Source organism: Streptomyces sp. NPDC026515 (assembly GCF_055567595.1).
Genome location: NZ_JBVHQD010000001.1, coordinates 542,761 through 559,621, shown reverse-complemented (window position 1 = coordinate 559,621; position 16,861 = coordinate 542,761). Strand labels below are relative to the sequence as shown.

The 16,861-nt window shown below is 74.3% G+C and carries 15 protein-coding genes; 7 read left to right on the top strand and 8 right to left on the bottom strand.

The genetic code is table 11. The annotated features are described in order from the left end of the window. Positions 1-117 precede the first annotated feature (117 nt). A complete protein-coding gene (locus ACZ4O3_RS02365; protein WP_384993558.1) occupies positions 118-915 on the top strand; it encodes a response regulator in 798 nt (265 codons plus the stop codon). Positions 916-990: 75 nt separating this feature from the next. Then, positions 991-1,992: an NAD-dependent epimerase/dehydratase family protein gene (locus tag ACZ4O3_RS02360; protein WP_467720863.1), complete on the top strand. Its 1,002-nt coding sequence runs from the start codon at positions 991-993 to the stop codon at positions 1,990-1,992. Between the two features lie 30 nt (positions 1,993-2,022). Here ACZ4O3_RS02360 and ACZ4O3_RS02355 read toward each other — a convergent pair whose 3' ends face one another. Further along, positions 2,023-3,135 (bottom strand): sensor histidine kinase, encoded by a 1,113-nt coding sequence (locus tag ACZ4O3_RS02355; protein WP_467720862.1) that lies wholly within the window; start codon positions 3,133-3,135, stop codon positions 2,023-2,025. Then, positions 3,128-3,877, bottom strand: coding sequence for a response regulator transcription factor (locus ACZ4O3_RS02350; RefSeq protein WP_467720861.1), 750 nt, complete (start codon positions 3,875-3,877; stop codon positions 3,128-3,130). The genes ACZ4O3_RS02355 and ACZ4O3_RS02350 overlap by 8 nt, the downstream gene beginning before the upstream one ends. Before the next feature lie 123 nt (positions 3,878-4,000). Between ACZ4O3_RS02350 and ACZ4O3_RS02345 the strand changes: the two genes are divergently transcribed. From ACZ4O3_RS02345 to ACZ4O3_RS02335, 3 genes are all read left to right on the top strand, one after another. Continuing rightward, positions 4,001-4,705, top strand: a complete 705-nt coding sequence (locus tag ACZ4O3_RS02345; protein WP_467720860.1) for a glycosyltransferase family 2 protein — start codon at positions 4,001-4,003, stop codon at positions 4,703-4,705. Positions 4,706-4,808: 103 nt separating this feature from the next. Continuing rightward, positions 4,809-5,435, top strand: coding sequence for a TIGR04282 family arsenosugar biosynthesis glycosyltransferase (locus tag ACZ4O3_RS02340; RefSeq protein ID WP_467720859.1), 627 nt, complete (start codon positions 4,809-4,811; stop codon positions 5,433-5,435). Continuing rightward, positions 5,432-6,175: a class I SAM-dependent methyltransferase gene (locus ACZ4O3_RS02335; protein WP_467720858.1), complete on the top strand. Its 744-nt coding sequence runs from the start codon at positions 5,432-5,434 to the stop codon at positions 6,173-6,175. The genes ACZ4O3_RS02340 and ACZ4O3_RS02335 overlap by 4 nt, the downstream gene beginning before the upstream one ends. Positions 6,176-6,488: 313 nt before the next feature. Here ACZ4O3_RS02335 and ACZ4O3_RS02330 read toward each other — a convergent pair whose 3' ends face one another. Beyond that, positions 6,489-7,727, bottom strand: a complete 1,239-nt coding sequence (locus ACZ4O3_RS02330) for a molybdopterin-dependent oxidoreductase (protein WP_467720857.1) — start codon at positions 7,725-7,727, stop codon at positions 6,489-6,491. Positions 7,728-7,840: 113 nt separating this feature from the next. Here ACZ4O3_RS02330 and ACZ4O3_RS02325 point away from each other — a divergent pair, with 113 nt between their 5' ends. Continuing rightward, on the top strand, positions 7,841-9,187 hold the full coding sequence (locus ACZ4O3_RS02325) for a hypothetical protein (protein ID WP_467720856.1): 1,347 nt from the start codon (positions 7,841-7,843) through the stop codon (positions 9,185-9,187). Positions 9,188-9,526: 339 nt separating this feature from the next. Here the strand turns inward: ACZ4O3_RS02325 and ACZ4O3_RS02320 are convergent, their stop codons facing one another. Together ACZ4O3_RS02320 and ACZ4O3_RS02315 are read right to left on the bottom strand one after the other, a co-directional pair. After that, positions 9,527-10,651 (bottom strand): NAD(+)/NADH kinase, encoded by a 1,125-nt coding sequence (locus ACZ4O3_RS02320; protein WP_362731859.1) that lies wholly within the window; start codon positions 10,649-10,651, stop codon positions 9,527-9,529. Positions 10,652-10,711: 60 nt separating this feature from the next. Then, a complete protein-coding gene (locus ACZ4O3_RS02315) occupies positions 10,712-10,942 on the bottom strand; it encodes a response regulator transcription factor (protein ID WP_362731857.1) in 231 nt (76 codons plus the stop codon). A 226-nt stretch (positions 10,943-11,168) separates the two neighbouring features. On the opposite strand from ACZ4O3_RS02315, the gene ACZ4O3_RS02310 reads away from it, so the two are divergent. Then, positions 11,169-13,574 (top strand): SpoIIE family protein phosphatase, encoded by a 2,406-nt coding sequence (locus ACZ4O3_RS02310; RefSeq protein ID WP_467720855.1) that lies wholly within the window; start codon positions 11,169-11,171, stop codon positions 13,572-13,574. Positions 13,575-13,606: 32 nt separating this feature from the next. Here ACZ4O3_RS02310 and ACZ4O3_RS02305 read toward each other — a convergent pair whose 3' ends face one another. The 3 genes from ACZ4O3_RS02305 to ACZ4O3_RS02295 form a co-directional block, all read right to left on the bottom strand. Continuing rightward, positions 13,607-14,557, bottom strand: coding sequence for a serine/threonine-protein kinase (locus ACZ4O3_RS02305; protein WP_467720854.1), 951 nt, complete (start codon positions 14,555-14,557; stop codon positions 13,607-13,609). A 71-nt stretch (positions 14,558-14,628) separates the two neighbouring features. Continuing rightward, on the bottom strand, positions 14,629-15,048 hold the full coding sequence (locus ACZ4O3_RS02300; RefSeq protein ID WP_467720853.1) for a TIGR03668 family PPOX class F420-dependent oxidoreductase: 420 nt from the start codon (positions 15,046-15,048) through the stop codon (positions 14,629-14,631). Positions 15,049-15,765: 717 nt separating this feature from the next. After that, positions 15,766-16,788 carry a DUF2278 family protein gene (locus tag ACZ4O3_RS02295; protein ID WP_467721004.1) on the bottom strand — a complete coding sequence of 341 codons (1,023 nt, stop codon included), beginning with the start codon at positions 16,786-16,788 and terminating at the stop codon, positions 15,766-15,768. Between the last annotated feature and the right edge of the window lie 73 nt (positions 16,789-16,861).

Sequence of the window (16,861 nt, the reverse complement as noted above, 5' to 3'; positions counted from 1 at the left end):
GTGCGCTGCTCCCTCGGCCTGCCGTCCGGACCGCACCTGGGCGCGCGGCAGAGACACTGTACTCGGGGCCGACAACGCATGTTGTCCCTCCCTGGATCAACGCCCTAGGGTGAGGCCATGCCCGCTCCCTCTCCCCCTCCCGGTCCCGTGAGCGGGGACACGGACGTGCTGGTGACCCAGGTGGTGGACGAACTCGCCCGGCTGCTCACGCAGGCGGCCACCGCCCCGGCGGCGGACCCCGTCGACGTGGCGGGCGAGGCCCGCTGGCATGCTCTGCTGCGGTTGCGGGTACTTGCCCGGGTCAAGCAGACCGTCCGGCACCTGGAGGACCAGGCCGCCCACGCCGCCGCCGAGAGCGGCGCGGGCTACCCGGAGATCGGCCGGGCCGTGAGCATGAGCCGCCAAGGAGCCCGGCGCCGCTGGCCCGGGCTCATCACCAACAGCACAGACCACTCCCGCCCCACACCCCGGAGCTCCCCCATCATGGCTGCCGCCACAATCCGTCCGTACGACGTGCTGCTGGTCGAGGACGACGTCGCCGACGCGATGCTCATCCAGGACGCCCTCACCGAGCGCGGTACGCGCAATCTCACCCAGGTCTCCGACGGCGTCGAGGCCCTCGACTACCTGCGCGACCCGGACAACGAGCGCCCCGACCTCATCGTGCTCGACCTGAACATGCCCCGCATGAACGGGCGCGAGTTCCTCGCCGTGGTCAAGGAGGACGCGGAACTGCGGACCATCCCGGTCGTCGTGCTGACCACGTCCGTGGCCCCCGACGACGTCAACGGCGCGTACCACCACCACGCCAACGCCTACGTCACCAAGCCCGTCAACCTGGCGGAGTTCGAGACGGCGGTGCGCAGCATCGACGCCTTCTACCTCGACATCGCCGTCAAGCCCCCCAAGGAGTAGGGGTCGTCCTTACGGAGTCGTGACATGCGGGCCCGGGCACGTGGTCCGGTGGCCGTGCGGGCCTAGCGTGGCCGTATGCGTGTACTGGTCACCGGCGGTGCCGGGTTCATCGGGTCCCATGTCGTCGAGGCGCTGACCGCTCACGGCCACGAGGCGGTCGTGTTCGACGTGCGCGCCGATCCGGGCGCCGACGTGCGCAATCCGGCGGCGGTCGGGCGGGCGCTCACGGGCGTGGACGCGGTCTGCCACCAGGCCGCGATGGTCGGGCTGGGCGTGGGCTTCGGGGACGCGGCGGAGTACGTCTCCCGCAATGATCTCGGTACGGCCGTGCTGCTGGCCGCGATGGCCGAGTCCGGGGTACGGCGCCTCGTGCTGGCCGGGTCGATGGTCGTGTACGGGGAGGGACGGTACGCCTGCCCGCACCACGGTGCCGTACGGCCCGGGCCGCGCGCGGTCGCCGACCTGGAGGCGGGCCGGTTCGAACCGGCATGCCCGGTGTGCGGTGCCGAGCTGGCACCGGGACTGGTCGCCGAGGACGCGCCGGCCGATCCGCGCAACGTGTACGCCACCACGAAACTGGCCCAGGAGCATCTGGCCGCCGCCTGGGCCCGGTCGACCGGCGGGTCCGCCGTGGCCCTGCGCTACCACAACGTGTACGGGCCCCGGATGCCCCGTGACACCCCCTACGCCGGCGTGGCCGCGCTCTTCCGCTCCGCGCTCGCCCGCGGCGAGGCGCCCCGGGTGTTCGAGGACGGTCGGCAGCGCCGCGACTTCGTGCACGTGCGGGACGTGGCCGCGGCCAACGTGGTGGCCCTGGAGGCCAGGCCGGAGCCGGGTGCGCTGAGCGCGTACAACACCGGCAGCGGCGAGCCGCACACCGTGGGCGAGATGGCCCGCGCGCTGGCCGAGGCCCATGGCGGGCCCGCGCCGGTGGTCACCGGGGAGTTCCGGCTGGGGGACGTACGGCACATCACCGCCGACTCCTCGCGGCTGCGGGCCGAGCTGGGCTGGAAGGCCGAGGTCGGGTTCGCGGAGGGGATGCGGGAGTTCGCGCGGGCCGGGATGCGGGGGGCGTAGCCCTCCATGGACCGGTGGTGCTGTCCACGATCAGGAAGCGGCGGTGGGCAGCACCACCTCGAAGCAGCAGCCGCCGGGAATGTTGTGGACGGTGGCCCGCCCCTGGTGGGCCTCCACGATCCCGCGCACGATGGCGAGGCCGAGTCCCGCTCCGGCCGGGGGCGTGCGGGCGTGGCTGCCGCGCCAGCCGGTGTCGAAGACGCGCGGCAGGTCCTCCTCGGGGATGCCGCCGCAGCCGTCCGTGACGGACACCACGACGCCCTCGGGACCGCGCTCGGCGGCGACCGCGACCGTGCCGTCGGGCGGCGTCCGGCGGATGGCGTTCACCAGCAGATTGCCCAGCACCCGGCTCATCTCCTTGCCGTCCACCTCGACGGGCACCGGCTCCACGCGGTGGCCGACCAGGCGTACACCCTGTGCGCGGGCCAGCGGGTCGGCGCCCGCGAGGGCGTCGCCGACGAGGTCGTACAGCGACATCCGGCTCGGGCTCAGCGCGAGCGCTCCCGCGTGGATGCGGGAGAGTTCGAAGAGGTCGCCGACCATGTCGTTGAGGCGCTCGACCTCGGTACGGATCTGCTTCAGGTAGCGGTCCGGGTCGGTGGCCACCCCGTCCTCCAGCGCCTCCGACATGGCCCGCAGACCGGCCAGCGGGGTGCGCAGGTCGTGCGAGATCCAGGCGACCAGCTCCCGGCGTGAGGTCTCCAGGGCGCGTTCGCGCTGCCGGGATTCCGCGAGCCTCGTGCTGGTGGCCGCCAACTCGCGGCTCAGCTCCGCCAGTTCGGCGGTGGCCGGGACAGCCGGCGCGGCGAAGTCGCCTTCCTCGCCGAACGAGCGTGCGGCGAGGGCGAGCTCACGGCTCCGGGCACCGACCCAGCGGCCCAGTATCAGCGCGCTGCCGAGCGAGACCGCGGCCGCCATCGCCACCACCGTCGTCACCACCGACAGGTCGTGCGAGGAGAGGAACATCGCCCAGGCGACGGCCAGGGTGCCGGCGAGCATCGCGACCACGCCGACGGCGGCGACCACGGCGATGGACACGGTGAGCGAGCGCCGCCGCAGCAGCCGCAGCGCGGCCGCTCCGGCGAGCCCGGTGAGGGCGGCACCGGCCAGCGCGTACAGGGCGATCAGCAGGGTGTCACGCATGCCGGCCCGCCTCCTGCCCGTCGGCCTCGGGCGCGAAGCGGTAGCCGACACCCCACACCGTCTGGATCAGGCGCGGCCGGGCCGGGTCGTCCTCGACCTTGGCGCGCAGCCGGCGGACATGGACCGTCACGGTGGACAGGTCACCGAAGTCCCAGTCCCACACCTCGCGCATCAGGTCCTCCCTGCTGAACGCCCGCCCCGGGTGCCGCAGGAAGAAGGCGAGGAGGTCGAACTCGCGCAGGGTGAGGGCGAGTTCGGTGCCGTTGCGGGTGACGCGGCGGGCGCCCGGATCGAGGGTGAGGCCGGCGGTGGAAAAGGAGTGCGCGGCGGGCGCGGGGCGGGCGCGGCGCAGCACCGACTCCACCCGCAGCACCAGTTCGCGGGGGCTGAAGGGTTTGGTGACGTAGTCGTCGGCACCGACCTCCAGGCCCAGGATCCGGTCGTCCTCGTCGCCGCGCGCGGTGAGCATGATGACCGGGACGGAGGCGCGGCCGCGCAGCCGCCGGCAGACCTCCAGGCCGTCCATGCCGGGCAGCATCAGGTCGAGCACCACGAGGTCCGGCCAGTGGGCGGCGGCGCGGGTCAGGGCGGTGGGGCCGTCGTCGGCGTGGTCGACCAGATACCCGGCACGGTCGAGGTATCCGGTGACGACCTCGGCGACGGTCGGATCGTCGTCGACGACCAGGACCCGGGCGGCGACGGGGGCGGCCCGGCCGTCGGTGAGCTCGTACGGCTGATGCATGCCTCCACCCTCGCACCGGGCCGTCGCGGGTGTCGCACCCGCGGGTGGCGGCGGGCCACGACGTCCGCGTTTCGTAAGGAGCCGAGGTCCGTTATGTCTGGTTCGCGTTCGTAGGGTGACACCGTGACCACCTCACCGATCTCCCCCACGACGGACGTGGACGTCGTTCTTCCCTGTCTGAACGAGGCCGATGCGCTGCCCTGGGTGCTCGGCCGGATCCCGGCGGGCTGGCGGGCCCTCGTGGTCGACAACGGCTCCACGGACGGCTCGGCGGACATCGCCCGGTCGCTCGGCGCGACCGTCGTCCACGAGGCGCGGCGCGGCTTCGGCGCGGCGTGCCACGCGGGGCTGACCGCCGCGACCGCCGGCATCGTCTGCTTCTGCGACTGTGACGCCTCGCTGGATCCGGGGCTCCTCGTGCCGTTCGTGCGCGAAGTCCACGACGGCGGGGCGGACTTGGTGCTCGGCCGACGGCGGCCGCAGGGCCGGGGGGCGTGGCCGGCACATGCCCGGGCCGGGAACCTGGCGCTTACGCGGATGCTGCGGCGCCGGACCGGGCTGCGGCTGCACGACCTCGGTCCGCTGCGGGCCGCCCGCCGGGAGGCGCTGCTCGCACTGGACCTCGACGACCGGCGCAGCGGCTATCCGCTGCAGATGGTGGTGCGGGCCGCCGACGCGGGCTGGCGGATCACCGAGCACGAGGTGCCGTACCGGCCGCGCACCGGAGTCTCGAAGGTCACCGGCACCTGGCGGGGCACCTGGCAGGCGGTGCGGGACATGAGCCGGGTACTGCAGGAGGCGCCCCGGGTGCGGGCCGGCGGGGGTTGAGCGCGCCCACGCGGCGGAGCCGCACATCACCAGGGCCCCGCGCCCCCGAGGGACGCGTTCGCCTGCCTCCGCTTTCCCGCCTGACCAGTCAAGGGACCCCCGTATGACCACCCTCCTCGTGATCGCGAAAGAGCCCCGGCCCGGCAGGGTCAAGACGCGGCTCACCCCGCCCTTCTCCCCCGAGCAGGCCGCCGCCCTCGCCGAGGCGTCCCTCGCCGACACCCTGGACGCCGTCGCCGCGGCCCCCGCCACCCGCCGGGTCCTGGTGCTCGACGGAGACCCCGGCCCCTGGGTGCCGCCCGGCTTCGACGTCCTGCCGCAGTGCGCGGGCGGCCTGGACGCGCGTCTGGCCGACGCCTTCGGCCACTGCTCCGGCCCGGCCCTCCTCATCGGCATGGACACCCCCCAGGTCACCCCGGCCCTGCTCACCGTGGACCTCGCAGACCTCGACGCCTGCTTCGGGCCCGCCGAGGACGGCGGGTTCTGGGCGCTGGGGCTGGCCGACCCGGACCCCGCGCTGCTGCGCGGGGTGCCGATGTCCACGCCGGAGACCGGCGCGATCCAGCGTCGGCGGCTGGTCGCCGCGGGACTGCGGGTCGGGGACCTGCCACGGCTGCGGGACGTGGACACCGCCGAGGACGCGGCCGCCGTCGCCGCCCTCGTCCCGCACGGCCGCTTCGCCGCTCTCCTGGCCCGGTGCACGGCGGACAGCGGGACGGGCCGCCCGTGACCACCTCACCGCCCGTCGCCTGGACCGGCGCCGACCCCTACGCCACCGCCCTGCGGACCGGCCGGGGCCCGCTGTTCCTGCGCCGCACCGACGGTTGGCTGCTGCCCCTGGAGGTCGAGCGCTGGTGCGCACGGGCCGACCCGGTCGACCGGCAGGCCCTGGACCGCTGTGAAGGGGCCGTCCTCGACGTCGGCTGCGGCCCGGGGCGGCTCGTGGCCGAACTCGCCGCCCGGGGCCGTACCGTCCTCGGAATCGACGTCAGTGCGGCGGCCGTCGAGCACACCGTGCGCCTGGGCGGCCAGGCACTGCGCCGCTCGGTCTTCGAGCCGCTGCCCGGCGAGGGCCGCTGGGGCACCGTGCTGCTGATGGACGGGAACGTCGGGATCGGCGGCGACCCCCGCGAACTGCTCGACCGGGTGGCCCAGCTCCTCGCGCCGGGCGGGCTGCTGATCGCCGAGACCGCTCCGGTGGACGTCGACGAACGCGCCCGGGTCCGTCTCACCGACGCCCATGAGGCCGTCGGTGCCCCCTTCCTCTGGGCGCGGCTCGGCACCGGTGCCCTGCTGCGGCACGCGCGGGGCTGGGAGCGGGCCGGTCAGTGGGCGGCCGGCGGGCGCCGCTTCGTCGCCCTGCGCAGCCGGTACGCCAGCAGCAGCGCCGAACCGCCGAAGAGCACGGCGGTGATCAGCAGCCAGCGGGCCAGGAAGCCGTCCGCGGACCGGCCGGTGGCCGACCGGTAGTGGCCGGCCACCATCCCGCTGATCAGCGGGAACCACACCAGCAGGAGCAGCGCGGAGAACGCGGCCGGGACCCGGACGTACACCGCCCACCGGCGCCGGCCCGTCGCCCCCAGCCCCCGGAGGACCGCCCGGTCGGCCAGCGAGTACAGCGGCAGTAGCACGAGGTCGTGCAGCAGGGCCGCCCCCACCACCCACAGCGCCACGCCCAGCCAGTCACCCGAGAGCAGCCGTACACCGGCGTAGGCGGCGAGCGCGAACGAGCAGCCCAGCAGGAGGATCTCCAGGGGGCTGCCGACGACGGGGCGGGTACGCATCACAGGTCTCCGAAGGTCATCCGGGCCACCCACTTGGTGTTGAGCACACCGGGCGCGGCGGGCACGATCACACGCGCCGGGTAGCCGTGGTCGGGGGACAGGTCCTCGCCGTTCACCGTCAGGGCGAGCAGGGAGCGCGGGTCGGCGATCTGGTTGGCGCGCAGGGCGGCGCGGCGGAAGGCGCCGTGCAGCTGGATCGACTCCACGAGCACGTCCGGCGGGTCGCCGTCGTAGCCGACGAGTGCCGCCAGGTCGCGCAGCCGCACCCCGCGCCACCACTGGTCGGCGGTGGACCAGCCCTCGACGCAGGCGATGGGCAGCGCGGCGCTGTGCAGGGGCAGTCGCAGGAGCTCGGTGCGGCCGAGGCGGACCGTCCGGCCGTCGCGTCCGGTGACGACGAGCCGCCAGGCGTCGGCGCCGGTGGCCCGGGCGTCGATCCCGGCGTAGGCGGCCGTCTTGTTGATCTGGAAGCCGTTGGGCCCGCTGCCGGGGTCGGCGCCACCGTGCGGCGCGAGCAGGGCGGTGCGCCGCAGCGCGCCTCCGATGCTCTGCCCGGCCGTGGTGACGAGCAGCAGCAGGGACGCGCCGCCGACGAACCACAGCGCCCCGCGCCGGGACACGGTCGGCTCCTCCGGCCGGGCGGCCGCCAACTCGCCTTCGTCCCGCCGCCGCCCGCGGACCGCCCGGAGGGCCGTCGGGGTCTTCAGCGCCGCGTGTGCCACGAAGGCGGCGAAGAACACCCAGGCGCCGTAGAAGTGCAGGGGATAGAAGGAGCCGGGGAAGACGTAGTCGAGCTGGACGTTGAGAACGCCGGTGGTGAACTCGAAGAGGCCGCCGCCGACCAGCAGCAGCAGCGAGATCCGCTCCAGCGCGTGGGCGAGCGAGCGGGCCGGGGGCAGCGTGAACAGCTTCGGCACCACCGACCACAGCTTGGCTAGCAGCACCGGGATCAGGGTGACGCCGAGGGTGACGTGCAGGCCCTGGGTGAACCGGTAGAGCCAGGACGGGTCCGTCGGCCAGGAGAACAGGTAGAAGCCGAGGATGCCCTTGTCCGGGGTCTGGTCGTTCACCGGGGCCAGGTCCGGGTTGTAGGCGGCGTACGACACCAGACCGGTCACGAACAGGACGGTGACACCGCCGAGCAGCACGAGGCCGAGCACCGCGGTGAACCAGGTGCCGCGCAGCGGGCTGCGCCAGAAGCCGGGCGAGGTGGGAAGTCGTGGGTCGTCGTGTCGCATGGTCCGACCGTAGGCCGGGCAGACCCCCGGGACGGCCGCGCGACCCATGACGAAAGTCTGACGTCAGCCGCTTGATCCAGGCTTTCGTCCACTCACCGGCCTAGCGTTCCGGTGTGACCCGCGCTCCTCACCGTGCTCGCTGTGCCGATCTGTACGCCGTCCTCGCCGCCGCTCTGCTGGTGCTCCTCGCCGTTCTGGTCGGCCGGCACCTCCAGGACGCCTACCGCGTCCTGTTCGTGCACTGGCCGCCGCTGTTCGCCGACTGGGACCCGCACGTGGGCCCGGGTACCCCGGCCGCCGTACTGGTCGCGGCCGCCGTGGTCGCGTACGGGCCGAACCTCGCGGAGCGGCTGCCCTGGCGCGGGCTGCTCGCGGCGGCCTTCGGCGCCTGTCTGGCCTGGACGTGGTCGCTGGCGCTGGTCGACGGCTGGCGGCGGGGCGTGGCCGGCCGGCTCACCAGCCCGAACGAGTACCTCACGGTCATCGGCCGCTTCCACGACGTCCCGGCGACCCTGCGCGACTTCACCCACCACATCGTCAGCGGCACGCCCGCGCCCTGGCCCGCCCACATCGCCGGGCATCCGCCGGCGGCCACCCTCACCTTCGTCCTCCTCGACCGGGTCGGACTGAGCGGCGGCGGCTGGGCGGGCGCGTGGTGCATCACCGTCGGGTCGTCGGCCTGTGTCGCCGTGCTGGTCGCGGTGCGGGCGCTGGCCGCCGAGCGGCTCGCCCGGCGGGCCGCGCCCTTCCTGGTCATGGCCCCGGCCGCGGTCTGGGTGGGCGCCTCGGCCGACGGGTACTTCGCGGCGGTGGCCGCCTGGGCGGTGGCACTGCTGGCCCTGGCGGTGACCGGACGCTCCATGACGGGCTGGGCGGCGGGCGCGGGGCTGCTGTACGGGCTGACCTGTTATCTGTCGTACGGCCTGACGCTCTTCGCGCTCATCGGGGCCGCGGTGCTGGTGCTCGGCCGGCGCCGGGTCCGGGCACGGCCGGTGGTCCTCGTGCCGCTGGTGGCGGGGGCGGCGGTGGTCCCCGTCGTGTTCACGCTCGCCGGGTTCGACTGGCCGGAGGGATACCGGCTGCTGGTCACCCGCTACTACCAGGGCGTCGGCGGCACCCGCCCGTACGGCTACTGGGTGTGGGCCAACCTGGCCTGCACGGTGGTCGTCATCGGTCCGGCGGCGGTGGCCGGGCTGCGGCGGGCCGGTGCGGCCCTGCTCCGCCGCCGTACGACGGACTCCGCACCCGTCCGGCTGGCCTTCCTGGTGGCGGTCGCACTGGTCGCGCTGCTGGTGGCCGACGTGTCGGGAATGAGCAAGGCGGAGACGGAGCGCATCTGGCTGCCGTTCGCGATGTGGCTGCTGCCGGCGGCCGCGTTCCTGCCCCGGCCGCGCGGGTGGCTGGCGGCGCAGGCACTGCTCGCGCTGCTGGTGAACCATCTCCTGTTCACCGGGTGGTGACACCTCACCGCGGGTGTGCGCGGGAGAACGTGACGGGCGTCAGGCGGGCCGGGCCGGATCAGCAGGCGGGCGAGCGCTCCTTCGTCGGCCGTCCCGGCGAGCAACCGGGCCCGGTCGGTGCGGACCCGGTGGGCGGCGCGCCGGTACAGGCCGTCCCCGCGCGGGGTGAGATGGAGCAGGACGCGGCGGCGGTCGTGCGGATCGGGGCGGCGGTACACCAGGGTGCCGGCGACCATGCGGTCCACGGGGGTCCGGTCGTCGGCACCACGGCCCGCGCACCACGGGCCCCCGGCCCCGGCCGGCGCGGGCGGCCCGGGCGGGTGGCGGCCGGGGCGGGGGTCAGACGTGTCCGGATGCCGGGGTCACGCCACCCTTCACCTCGACGCACGGCTCTTCCTCCTCGACGCCCGTCAGGCTGGCGGGCAGCAGGGAGAGGTGGGCCATGTCGCCGGGCAGGGGCGTCCGCGGCGACCACAGCGGCGGAGGGGTGCCGTCGGCGACGGCGGCCGGGGCGTCGGTGAGGTTCATGCGCTCGCGCAGCCGGCCGTAGAAGTCCATCGGCGCCAGCCTGACCACCCGCAGCCGGGCCGGGGCGGCGTACACACCGATCCAGTCGCCCGGCTCCAGTACCCCGCGCACCTGCCCGTCGACGCTGACCGCGGCCTGCCCCGAGCGTTCCAGGACGCGCAGGCCGACCGCCTCGTTCGGGGCGGTGACGACCGAGCGGTTGAACGTCATGTGCGGGGCGACCGGGGTGAAGACGAGTGCGTCCGCGACGGGCGACACGACGGGACCGCCGGCCGCGAAGCTGTAGGCGGTCGAGCCGGTCGGCGTCGCCACCAGCAGCGCGTCGGCGGAGTAGGAGGCGAGCAGCCGGCCGGAGATGTACACGCCGACGGACACCTGGCGGTCCCGGGACAGCTTCTCCAGTACGACGTCGTTGACCGCGAAGACGTGCAGGGGCACACCCCACTCGGTGTCCTCCGTGCAGTCGGTGCGCACCTCCGGCGGCGGCAGCAACGGCCCTCGGCCGTAGCGCATCAGACCCTCCATGTCGGAGGGCACCTCCAGCCGGCGGGAGGCCCGCATGGTGAGCAGCATGCGGCTGTCGACCGTGAACCGGTCCTCGCGGATCGCGTCCAGCGCCTCCCGCACCGAGCAGTCCGCCACCTCGGTCAGGAAGCCGACCCGGCCCAGGTCGACGCCGAGGACCAGGGCGTCGCTGTGGGCGGCGAGCCGAGCACCGCGCAGGAAGGTGCCGTCGCCGCCGAGGGTCACGATCAGGTCGGGATCGCCCGCGGCCGCGACCTCCTCCCCCGAGCTGTGCCGTCCGCCGTCGTTCCATACGTCGATGTCCGTGCACGGCACGTCGTGCTCCGCCGCCCACGCCCGCACCGTTCGGGCGGCGTCCACCGCCTCCGCCCGGCCTCCGTGCACCACCAGTCCGAGCCCGTTCACCGTCATCTCCGCCTCCAGGACACCGTGCGCAGCCGTTGTTCCCACGCTGTCACGACCGGGCGTGTCTCACAGACCAAGAGAGACGGCCAGGCGGGTGAGCTCGGCCGTGGTGTTGATGTCGAGCTTGGCACGGATCCGGCGGAGGTAGGCGTCGACGGTGTGCCGGGAGAGCCCCATCAGGCGTGCGGCCTGCAAGTACGTGCAGCCCGCGGCGATGTGCTTCAGCGTCTCGCGCTCACGCGGGGCCAGCGCGACGGCGGCGGTCTCGGTGTGCTGGGTGACAACGGTGAAGCTCATGAGGATTCCCTGGGCGGATTGACCGATAGTGGCAATTTGTCTGTTTACAGAACCCTCACAAGCCGACGTCATGGCGGCGTCCGCCGTCCGTCACAGGCGTGTCACAGGAGCCCGGGGGTGCGTATGCCGACGACGGCCGGCGGACAGCGGCGACTGGTGCTCCGTGTCGGCCGGGATCATCCTGGGAGAAGAGCCGGCCGTGCAGGTTCCGCGAAGGATGAGCGGCATGGAACGACGTCCCACCCCTCCCAGTACCCCGGCACTGACCCACGCTGTACCGCAGGGGGCCTACACCGCCGCGGTGACCGTCGACGAGCGGGGTGCCGTGACCGGCTGGAGCGACGGGGCCAGGCTGCTGCTGGGCTACCCGCCCGCCGAGATCCTGGGGCAGGACGCCGCCCGTCTGCTCGCCGAGCCGGACGGGGGCTGCTGGCGCGAGGCGGCCGCCGGTCCGCGGTGGAGCGGGACCGCGGCCCTGCGCCACCGGGACGGACACCGGCTGGACCGGGACGTGCTCGTGCACCGCCGGGCCTGCGGCGACCGGCCGGGCGGCGCGGAGTGGCGGGTGGTGTCGGCCGTCACCGGAGCGCCCGCGGGCGCCGACCGGACCCTCGGGGAATGGGCCTTCGACCAGTCCCCGTGCGTCGCCGCCGTCTTCGACGACGGACTGCGGCTGGTGCTGGCCAGTGTCGGGATGCAGCGCAGCCTGTCCCTCCCGGAGGGCACGATGCGCGGGCTGCGGCTGACCGACATCGCACCGTACGAGGGCGGCGTCGAGGCCGAGGCCGGCATGCGGCGGATCCTGGACGGCGGCGGCACCGAGGACGTCCACCTGCGTCTGGACCCGGACCACCCCGACCACGACTGGCACGGACGGCTCGCCCCGCTGACGGACGCGGACGGATGGGTGCGGGCGGTGACGTTGACGGCCCACGTCGATCCGTCCGAACAGCTGGTGTGGCGCCGGATGCTGCTCCTGAGCGATGCCGGAGTGCGTATCGGCACCAGCTCCGACGTGCAGCGCACCGCGCGGGAGCTGGCCGACGTCGTCGTGCCCGCGTTCGCCGACGCGTGCGCCGTGGACCTGCTGGACGCGGCCAGGCCCGGCGCGACGGCCGCGGACGGCCGCGCGCTGCGCCGGGCGGCCGTACGGGTGTCGCCGCACGGCCCGCCGCTCCCCCGTCTCACCGGCGAGGTGCTGCGCTGCCCGCCCTGGTCGCCGTCGGGGCGGTGCCTGAGGGAGGAGCGGGGCACGGTGTACACGAGCGACGACGAGGTCGTGGCCCGCTGGGCGCGGGAGGATCCGCAGGCGGCCGCGTGGGTCAGGGAGAGCGGGGCGCACTCCCTGATGACGGTGCCGCTCCGGGCGGCCGGCACCACCTTCGGGGTCGCCCTGTTCGGGCGGAACCTGCGCAACGAGCCGTTCGACCCGGACGACCTGTGGGTGGCCGAGCAGCTGGCGGCCCGTACGGCCACCAGCATCCAGAGCGCCGAACGCGCCCAGCGTCAGCACACCACCACGATGACGCTCCAGCGCAGCCTGCTCCCGCACTCGCTGCCCGAACAGGCGGCGCTGGACATCGCCAGCCGCTATCTGCCCTCGGCCAGCCAGGCCGGGGTGGGCGGCGACTGGTTCGACGTGATCCCGCTGTCCGGGACCCGGGTCGCGCTCGTCGTCGGCGACGTGGTCGGCCACGGGATGCGGGCCGCGGCCACCATGGGCCGGGTCCGCACCGCCGTCCGTACCCTGGCCGACGTCGACCTGCCGCCCGACGAACTCCTCAGCCACCTCGACGACCTGGTCGGCCATCTCTCCGCCGAGGAGGCCGGCGCCGACAACGCCGAGGAGACCGCCGGCGGTGTCGGCACCACCTGCCTGTACGGCGTGTACGACCCGGTCACCCGCGGGTTCACCGTCGCCCGGGCCGGACACCCGCCGCCCGCCGTCGTCACCTCGGGCACCGTCCGCTTCCTCGACGTGCCCGCCGGGCCTCCGCTGGGCCTGGGCGGGCTGCCCTTCGAGTCCTTCGAGACCGAACTGCCCGAGGACAGCCTGATCGCCCTCTACACCAACGGCCTGCTCGAACCCCGCGACCACGACATCGACGAGGCCCTGGACATGATGTTCGGCGCGCTCGCCCGCCCCGCCCAGAACCTGGAGACCGTCTGCGACCGGGTCCTGACGACCATGCTCACCCACCGCCCCGACGACGACATCGCCCTCCTCGTCGCCCGCACCCGGGCCCTGCACGCGGACCGGGTCGTCACCTGGGAGCTGCCCTTCGACCTGGCCGCCGTCGCCGACGCCCGCAAGCAGGCAACCGACCAGCTCATCGCCTGGCGGCTGGAGGAGGCCGCGTTCATCACCGAGCTGATCGTCAGCGAGATGGTCACCAACGCGTTCCGGTACGGCCGGCCGCCCGTCAGGCTCCGGCTCATCCACGACGACCACACCCTCACCTGCGAGGTCTTCGACTCCAGCAACACGGCCCCGCACATGCGACGGGCGCACACCTACGACGAGGGCGGACGCGGTCTGCTCCTCGTCGGGCAGCTCACCCAGCGCTGGGGCACCCGCCACGCCACCACCGGCAAGACCGTCTGGGCGGAACAGTTCCTCACCGGGGGCTGAGAGTTCCCGGCACACCCGGCGGGCCCTGAGGTCTAGGGACCGAACACCGGACGGGCCCAGGCGGGCGGGCCGGGGACGGGGGCGGTGTCCCGGCGGACCGTGGGGGTCCGGTGCGCGGGGGCCTGCCGCGAGGCCTCCTGCGCCGGTGCGACGCCGTACGCGGCGAGCCGCAGCGCGCCCACGAACTCCAGGCAGGAGCCGTATCGGTCCTCGGGGACCTTGGCCAGCGCCTTGGCGAACACCTCGTCCAGCCCCGGCGACAGCCCGGACCGCACCTCGCTCAGCGCGGGCGGCCGGTCGTACTGATGCGCCCACAGCAAAGCGATGTCCTCGTCCCGGACGAACGGCGGACCGCCCGCGAGCATCTCGAAGACCACGCAGCCGAGGCTGTAGAGATCGCACCGGCCGTCGACCGGGCGGCCCGAGATCTGCTCCGGCGCCACGTAGTCCAGGGTGCCGACGAACTCGCCGACCGTCGTGAACCCCGTCAGCGACAGCGACTTCTTGGTGAGCCCGAAGTCCGTGAGGTAGACGTGCTCCGGGTGGTCGCTGTCGGTACCCCGCGCCACCAGCACGTTGCCGGGCTTCACGTCCCGGTGCACCAGATCGTGCTCATGGGCCGCGTCCAGCGCCGAGGCGACCTGGGTGGCGATCCGCAGGGCCGCGGCCACCGACAGCACGCCCTCCTGGTCGAGCAGCGCGCGCAGGTCCGGGCCCGACACGTACCGCATCGCGATGTACAGCACGCCGTCCGTCTCGCCGGCCTCGAAGATCGGCACGATGTGGGGATGGTCGAGGGCGGCCGCCACCCGCGACTCGTGGGTGAAGCGGCGGCGGAAGGTGTCGTTGCGGGCCATCTCCGGGGCGAGCAGCTTCAGCGCGACGGTGCGGTCCAGGCGCAGGTCCTTCGCACGGTAGACGACGGCCATTCCGCCCCGCCCGATCTCGCCCTCGACCTCGTAACCCGCGATGCGCGTCGCCATGGCATGTCCACCCGTAGCGTTCCGGACCTGCCTGCATCGTATCCAGCGCCACGGTGTCCCGCTAAAGGACGCTAAAGGACGGCGGCCTGCCAGCCGGTCCAGTGCGACACGGTCACGCGGATGACCCGGCCGTTCGGCGGGTGTTCCCGGTACTGCGGGTACTTCTCGCGCAGGGGCTGGATGACCGCCGGGTCGGCGGGAGTCACCCGCGCCTCACCGTCCGCCCGGACCCACCACAGGCGGTCCCAGTTCTCGTCGTACTCGTCCACGAGCAGGCTCACGCACGGCTGGGCCGCGATGTTGCGCAGCCGCTTGAGCCGGGGCGTGGTCTTGGGCTTGTGGTCGACGGCGGTGACGATCCCGTCGGCCCCGTACCGCGCGAAGACGACCGGCACCAGATGCGGGCGACCGCTCCCGTCGACGGTGGCGAGCCGTGCCACGCGCGCCCCGGCGAACCGCCGCCGCGCCTCGTCCTCCGTCAGTTCCGGCACCGCGTCCCCTTCTTGTCGGCTTCTTGTCGGCTTTCCCCCAGGCGTCGCGCGGCGCGTCCGGCACGTCGGCGTCCGTCAGCTGCCGGCGGCGAGCGCGTCCGGGGAGTCGGGCGCGCCGACGGGGACGGCGAGCACGGACCGGGCGGGGCCGCGGCCCCGTACGTGGCGCGGCGCGGGCGGTGGAGCCGGTGGCCGGGCCGTCGTCGACGACGGCGCAGTTCGCGCCGCTCCCGTTCCACCACGGGGGCCAGGCGTCCTCGCCCAGGTCCAGGGGGGCCGCGGTCGCCCGGTCGGGGAGCTGTGGATCGTCCCCGGCGAACGCGCCGACACCGAACTCCTCGTGGTGCGGGGCTCCGATCGTGCGTACGACGAGCACGTCGAGCGGGGCGGCCGCCCCGCCCCGCGGCGGCGCCGGCACGACCGGGTCCGGCAGGTCGGCCTCGTCGCTCGGCTTCACCAGCGCCGCGGCGAGTTCGCGACCGGCCTCGGGACGGTACCGGTAGCGCACGGCTCGTCCTCTCCGGTCGGTATCGGCCCCTCCCCCATGCTCACACCTGGACGTGTCGAGGACCGAGTCCACCGCCGGGAAATTCGTACAGGTTTTCTATTGCGCGTATCGTCCCGGCGTGCCGCTCCAGGGACGGCGTGGTCGTCGAGCCGTACGCCTTCACCGCCCGAGGCGCCCGGCCCTTCCGGGGTCCCGGCGGTCGGGTCCGGTCAGAAGACCGTCCACCACCCTTCGCGGGCCGCCTGCCCGGCCGTGTAGGACACCCCGTGCACCTTGAGGCCGGCGGCGTCCAGGAGGGTGATCTCGCCGCCGTGGTTGCCGAGTCGGGCGCCGCCGGACAGCGGGACGGCGAGGACGGCACCGGGGGCCAGCGGGCCGGGCGGCACCGGGGAAGCCTGGCCGATGCGGTCCAGCAGGCGCCAGCCGGTGAGGTCGGCCGGGGCGGGCGAGGCGTTGAGGAGAGTGACGGTCTCCGCCTCGGGGGCGGGCCCGGTCGGGTTGACCAGCGCGGCGACGATCCGCACCGGCCGGTCGCCGGGGGCCGGCCGGGAGGTGTCGACGCCGCCGAGGGCGTGGCCGGTGACGTCGTCGGTGTGCCAGGCCTGGTTCTGGAAGGCCAGGAATATCCCGACCCAGCGGCCCGCGCCCCGGCCGTCGCCGGGGAGGCGGATCAGCAGCCCGCCGTCCTGCCACACCCCGTCGTCGCCGCTGAAGCGGCCGCTGTTGCCCTGGTTCATGTGGATGTCGTGGACGCCGTCGCCGGGCAGGAAGCCGAAGATCTTGTCCTTGACGCCGGTCTCGGGCCCCCAGCGTTCACCGAAGAGGTACAGCCGGGCGCGGGGGTCGCCGACGGCACGGCGCACGTAGTGGTCGAGCAGGTCGGCGAGGTCGTTGTCGGGGCCGGAGCGGTCGGCGGGCAGGACGCGCATCTTCGCCGGGTCGAAGAGGTTGCCGCGCACGAAGTCGAGGCCCGGGCCGCCGGGCCCGGACGGCAGGGTGTTCCAGCCGTCCGTCAGGTCCTCGAGGCGGGCGGTGAGCGGGTGCCCGAAGTCGTCGTCGACGAGGTAGAGCAGTTCGGCGGGTTTCTGCTGCGAGAGGACGTTGACCGCGGCCCGGTAGTGGACTCCCGTGTCATCCGTGAGGTGGATCTGGTAGTGCGGGCTGTCGCCGGCGCCCTCGCGCCGGACGTCGACGGCCCGGGCGATCAGTACGCCATAGGTCTTCAGCGGCATGTCGACCAACTCCCCGTGAGAGCAGGCGGTTTGCCCGCCCATGGCGGGAATCGTACGGGCCCGGGGCCGGTTC

Coding starts and splice junctions, on each gene's coding strand:
- ACZ4O3_RS02365 (WP_384993558.1), top strand. CDS start 118: ATGCCCGCTCCCTCTCCCCCTCCCGGTCCCGTGAGCGGGGACACGGAC.
- ACZ4O3_RS02360 (WP_467720863.1), top strand. CDS start 991: ATGCGTGTACTGGTCACCGGCGGTGCCGGGTTCATCGGGTCCCATGTC.
- ACZ4O3_RS02355 (WP_467720862.1), bottom strand. CDS start 3,135: ATGCGTGACACCCTGCTGATCGCCCTGTACGCGCTGGCCGGTGCCGCC.
- ACZ4O3_RS02350 (WP_467720861.1), bottom strand. CDS start 3,877: ATGCATCAGCCGTACGAGCTCACCGACGGCCGGGCCGCCCCCGTCGCC.
- ACZ4O3_RS02340 (WP_467720859.1), top strand. CDS start 4,809: ATGACCACCCTCCTCGTGATCGCGAAAGAGCCCCGGCCCGGCAGGGTC.
- ACZ4O3_RS02330 (WP_467720857.1), bottom strand. CDS start 7,727: ATGCGACACGACGACCCACGACTTCCCACCTCGCCCGGCTTCTGGCGC.
- ACZ4O3_RS02320 (WP_362731859.1), bottom strand. CDS start 10,651: ATGACGGTGAACGGGCTCGGACTGGTGGTGCACGGAGGCCGGGCGGAG.
- ACZ4O3_RS02315 (WP_362731857.1), bottom strand. CDS start 10,942: ATGAGCTTCACCGTTGTCACCCAGCACACCGAGACCGCCGCCGTCGCG.
- ACZ4O3_RS02310 (WP_467720855.1), top strand. CDS start 11,169: ATGGAACGACGTCCCACCCCTCCCAGTACCCCGGCACTGACCCACGCT.
- ACZ4O3_RS02305 (WP_467720854.1), bottom strand. CDS start 14,557: ATGGCGACGCGCATCGCGGGTTACGAGGTCGAGGGCGAGATCGGGCGG.
- ACZ4O3_RS02295 (WP_467721004.1), bottom strand. CDS start 16,788: ATGCCGCTGAAGACCTATGGCGTACTGATCGCCCGGGCCGTCGACGTC.